Below are 4,706 nucleotides of genomic sequence, written 5' to 3'. Positions count from 1 at the left end.
TCCTCGATCCGACCCCGCCACCGGACGACGACACCGCGCTGGCCACGGACATCACCGCCCCCATCGCCCGCGCCGCCACCGCGCTGCGCGCGGCCTCCACCGTGGTGCTGGCCGTCCCCGAACCGGTGGCGCTCGCGGCGATCCCGGTCCTGGGCGGGTTGCTCGCCCCGGGCACGTTGCTCGTCGAAACCCTGTCGGTGAAATCCACGGTGCCCGCCGTGCTGCACACCCACGCCCCGCAGGTGCAGGCGGTCGGCATCAACCCGATGTTCGCGCCGTCGCTCGAACCGGCGGGCCGGCCGGTCGTGGCCGTCGCGCACCAGCGCGGACCGGCGGTGACCGGGTTCCTCGCCGATCTCACCCGCTGGGGCGCGCACGTGGTGGAACTGTCCGCCGACGAACACGACCGGGTCACCGCCGCCACCCAGGCCCTCACCCACGCCGCGATCCTCGCGTTCGGCCTGGCCCTGGATCGGCTGCGGGTCCCCGACATCGCCGCCGCGACCGCGCCGCCGCCGCACGTGCTGATGCGCTCGTTGCTCGCCCGCGTGTCCACCGGCGTGCCGGAGGTGTACCGGGACGTGCAGACCGGCAACCCCTACGCCGACGCGGCCCGGCGGGCGCTGCGGGCCGGGCTCGACGAACTCGACGCGGCCGTCGACACCGACCCGGCCGGGTTCGCGGACCTCATGGAACACGCGCGGCGGCCCCTCGGCGACCGACTCGAGCGGTACCGTGAAACCTGCGCGCAGATCTTCGCCGACCTACCACAGACGACGGACCGTCCGCCGCCCGGGGAGACAGGGGTGCCGTGATGGCTGAACCCGACATCACCTCGCTACGCGCTCAACTGCGCCCACCGTCGTTGCCCCGGCACGACCCCACCGAGCCCGTCGAGAGCAGCGTGATCCGGGCCCTGACCCGGTCCTGGGGCATCCGGGCCACCGTCAAGAAACGCGAACCCGACCTCGACGACCTGTTCGATCCGGACCGCCTCGATTTCCCCGAGGTGCTGATCCCGTTCCACACCCATCGGCGGTACCGCGAGCTCGACGAGCGGCGTCGTGCCCGGCTGCGCGCCTGGGCCTGGATCGCCTACAACAAGAACGTCGTCGACATCGAGCAGTACGTCGTGAATCCCGGATTCGCCTCCGTCACCGGCGACGCCCTGGGCATCGGACCGCACGACACCCTCGTGCTCGGGGTGATGCAGGCGATGGTCGACGAGCAGTACCACACGCTGATGCACCACAACGCGAGCGCGCTGACCCGGCGGCGGCGGGGATGGATGCTGCCGGAGTCGGTGCTGCCCCCGTCCCGGACCGTGCGCGCGCACCGGGACGCGGTCGCCCGCGCCGGTTCCCCCCGCGCCGAGGCGCTGGTGCGTCTCGCGTTCACCACCGTCGCGGAAACCTCGATCAGCGCCTACCTCGGGCTGCTCACCGAGGACGACGCGCTGCAACCGGTCAACCGGGCTACGGTGGCCCTGCACCGACGGGACGAACTGTGTCACTCGTCGCTGGCTGCTGAACTGCTCAAGATCGTCTTCGCCGAACTGGGGCGGACCGATCGGCGCGTGCTGCTCGACGCGCTGGCCGACGGCATCGTCGCGTTCACCGGCGGTGACGCCGCGACCTGGGCGGCGATCGTCGAGCACGAACGCATCCCCGGCGGCAAGGAACTGATCGCCGAAGCCGTCGCCGCCGCCGAGTCGGGGCGGGTGGTCCAGGACTGCAGCGCGATCCGGTCGCTGTGCACGGAACTCGGTGTCGCGGAGGAGCTGCACATCGACTGGTGATCTTCCGGACGGGTGTCCGCCGGCGCCGGCCGGGCGTACGGACAGTCGCTCGACCGGCGCCGGCGGGTGACCGTCAGGCGCGGCCGACGAGGCCGCGCAGCTTGCCCCACCGGTTGCGCAGACCCCACACGGTGACCTTGAGCAGCGCCTCCTGCACGATGTTGCCGCTCATCTTCGAGTCGCCGATGACGCGTTCGGTGAAGGTGATCGGCACCTCGGCGACGGTGAACCCGGCCTGCAGGGTGCGCCAGGCGAGGTCGACCTGGAAGCAGTAGCCGTGCGATTCGATCGCGTCCAGATCGAGGGTCTCGAGCACCTCGCGCCGGTAGGCGCGGTAGCCGCCGGTGATGTCGGCGATCTTCACTCCGAGGGCGAGCCGCGAGTAGAGGTTGCCGCCGCGGGAGAGCACCTCGCGGTGCCACGGCCAGTTCACGACGGTGCCGCCGGGCACGTACCGGGAGCCGAGGACCAGATCGGCGCCGGCGTCGACCTTTTCGAGCAGCAGGTGCAGCTGTTCCGGGGCGTGGCTGCCGTCGGCGTCCATCTCCACCAGCACCGTGTAGTCCCGTTCGAGACCCCACCGGAAGCCGGCGATGTAGGCGGCGCCGAGACCGTTCTTCTCGGTGCGGTGCAGCACGTGGATGCGGCCCTCGCTCGCGGCGGCCAGCTCGTCGGCGACCGCGCCGGTGCCGTCCGGGCTGCCGTCGTCGGCGATGAGCACGTGCACGTCCGGCAGCGCCGCATGCAGCCGGCCGACGATCAGGCGGATGTTCTCCCGCTCGTTGTACGTCGGAATGATGACCAGGGTCCGTGCGCTCGGCGCGCTGTGATCCCCGGCCGGCGTCGCCGCTGCCATCAATGGTCCTCCCTGTCGAAACCGGCCTGGGCCGGTGATCCTGCGGTGCCGGCGTCGGCCGGCTCGGTGCCGTGTCCGGGCTGTGGACGCGACCCCGCGGTGTTGTGTCGCCGGGCCCGCACGAGGGCGGCACCGGCGGCGGCGACGGCGCCGACGCACAGAACGAGTTCCGGGATCGGGCCGAGCCGACTAGCCAGCGTAGTCGTCGTGCGCAGCGGCACTTGCGCCACCAACACCGCGGGCTCGAACAACGGGGTCTGTTCCAGGACCGATCCGTCGGCGGCAACGATCGCGCTGACCCCGCTGGTGGCGGCCACCACGACGGTGCGGCCGTGTTCGACGGCCCGCAGCCGGGACATCGCCAGCTGCTGATAGGTCATCTCGGTGTCGCCGAAGGTGGCGTTGTTGGTGGGTACCGCCAGCAGTTGCGCGCCGGCGTCGACGGCCTCCCGCAGCGCCCGGTCGAACGCCACCTCGTAGCAGGTCGCGACCCCGATGGGGATGCCGGCCGCGTGCACGACCCCGTCGCCGTGGCCGGGCACGAAATGCCCGGCGCGGTCCGCGTATTCGGAGAACAACCGGAAGAAGGACCGGTACGGCAGGTACTCGCCGAACGGCTGGATGATCTTCTTGTCGTGCCGCTCCCCCGGCCCGGTCGCCGCGTCCCACACGATCACCGAGTTGGTGGTGGTGCCGTCGCCGTTGACGAGGACCGCACCGACGGAGATGGGCGCACCGATCGCGGCGGCCGCGGCGGTGATGTCGGCGGCGGCGTCCGGGTTGCGCAGCGGATCGATGTCCGAGGCGTTCTCCGGCCAGATCACCACGTCCGGGCGCGGTGTGGTCCCGGCGCGCACCTCGGCGGCCAGTTCCAGGGTGCGGGCGACGTGGTTGTCGAGGACCGCCTTGCGTTGCGCGTTGAAGTCCAGGCCCAGGCGCGGCACGCTGCCCTGGATCGCGGCGACCGTGATCGTGCGGTCCCCGGCGTCGGGGGCGGGCAGCAACGGCCACACCGCCGCCGCGCACAGCGGGGCCGCCACGGTCACCGCGGCGGCCCGCAGCAGCGGTCCGCGCCGCGGCGCGCGGGACCGGACGACGAGGGCGGCCACCCCGGCACCGGTGAGGGCGACCGCGAAGGACACCAGCGGGGCGCCGCCGGCCGCGGCCAGGGCGACCAGCAGCCCGTCGGGTTGCCCGAACGCCAGCCGCCCCCACGGGAATCCGCCGAACGGCACGCTCGCGCGCAGGAACTCGGTCAGCGACCAGCACGCCGCGATCCACAGCGGCGCCGCGGGCAGCGACCGCACGTGCACGACCAGCGCTCCGAACAACCCCACGAACAGGGCCTCGACCGCGGCCAGCGCCAGCCACGGCAACGGCCCGACGTACACCCCGATCCACGGCAGCAGCGGTACCAGAAAGCCCAGGCCGGCGAGGTATCCATAGCAGAACCCGGCACGTCGATGCAGCGGTTGTGCAATCAATACAGTGATCAGCAAACCGATGCCGAGCGGGGCGAGGAACCACAACGGGCGCGGCGGGAAACTCGCGAACAGCAACAGCCCGGCGAGCACCGACAGCACGGCCCGCACGGCCACCGCCCGCACCGCCCGCGCGGCCGGCCCGGTCACCGCTCGTACACGATCCGGCCGCGGTGCACGCTGCGCACCAGCACCGGATCGTCCGTGCCCGGTGCGAGATCCGGCAGCGGCGCCACCCGCGACCGCGGATCCGTCGACCACCGCTGCACGCTGTCCTTCGGGGCGCTGATCACCAACTCCCCCGCCTCCCACACCGCATACGAGGCCGGCGCCCCCGGATCGAGGGTGCCGGCCAGCCCGTCGCGGACCCCACCGGCCCGCCACGCGCCGCGGGTCGCGGCGGCGAACGCGGCGCGCGGTGAGATGCCGCTGCCCGGTGTGTGATGGTGCACGGCGGCGCGCAGCATCGGCCACGGCCGCGCCGCGGTCACCGGCGCGTCGGAGCCGAACGCGAGCGACATCCCGGTCGAGGCGATCCCGGCGAAGTTGTTCAGTCCGGCCGCCCGGTCGG

The 4,706-nt window shown here is 72.9% G+C and carries 5 protein-coding genes; 2 read left to right on the top strand and 3 right to left on the bottom strand.

Annotated features, from left to right (window positions below; genetic code table 11):
- Positions 1–815, top strand: an 815-nt coding sequence (locus tag M1M07_RS31995) for a prephenate dehydrogenase dimerization domain-containing protein (protein WP_248676732.1), incomplete at its 5' end; no start/stop codon positions are given.
- Positions 815–1,798, top strand: a complete 984-nt coding sequence (locus tag M1M07_RS31990) for a diiron oxygenase (protein ID WP_197250258.1) — start codon at positions 815–817, stop codon at positions 1,796–1,798. The genes M1M07_RS31995 and M1M07_RS31990, both read left to right, overlap by 1 nt.
- A 73-nt stretch (positions 1,799–1,871) precedes the next feature.
- Here M1M07_RS31990 and M1M07_RS31985 read toward each other — a convergent pair whose 3' ends face one another.
- The 3 genes from M1M07_RS31985 to M1M07_RS31975 all read right to left on the bottom strand — a co-directional run.
- Positions 1,872–2,654 (bottom strand): polyprenol monophosphomannose synthase, encoded by a 783-nt coding sequence (locus tag M1M07_RS31985; protein WP_197250259.1) that lies wholly within the window; start codon positions 2,652–2,654, stop codon positions 1,872–1,874.
- Positions 2,654–4,285, bottom strand: coding sequence for an apolipoprotein N-acyltransferase (lnt, locus tag M1M07_RS31980; RefSeq protein ID WP_248676731.1), 1,632 nt, complete (start codon positions 4,283–4,285; stop codon positions 2,654–2,656). The genes M1M07_RS31985 and lnt overlap by 1 nt, the downstream gene beginning before the upstream one ends.
- A partial coding sequence (locus M1M07_RS31975; RefSeq protein WP_248676730.1) for an amidohydrolase family protein occupies positions 4,282–4,706 on the bottom strand: 425 nt, incomplete at its 5' end. The genes M1M07_RS31975 and lnt, both read right to left, overlap by 4 nt.

The organism is Rhodococcus sp. HM1, assembly GCF_023218075.1.
Lineage (GTDB): Bacteria > Actinomycetota > Actinomycetes > Mycobacteriales > Mycobacteriaceae > Rhodococcus.
The sequence above is the reverse complement of the archived record's forward strand: the minus strand, read 5'-3'. Positions and strand labels throughout refer to the sequence as shown.

Bases quoted from the DNA above. Each gene is read 5' to 3' on its own strand.
- M1M07_RS31990 (WP_197250258.1), top strand. From the start codon at position 815: ATGGCTGAACCCGACATCACCTCGCTACGCGCTCAACTGCGCCCACCG.
- M1M07_RS31985 (WP_197250259.1), bottom strand. From the start codon at position 2,654: ATGGCAGCGGCGACGCCGGCCGGGGATCACAGCGCGCCGAGCGCACGG.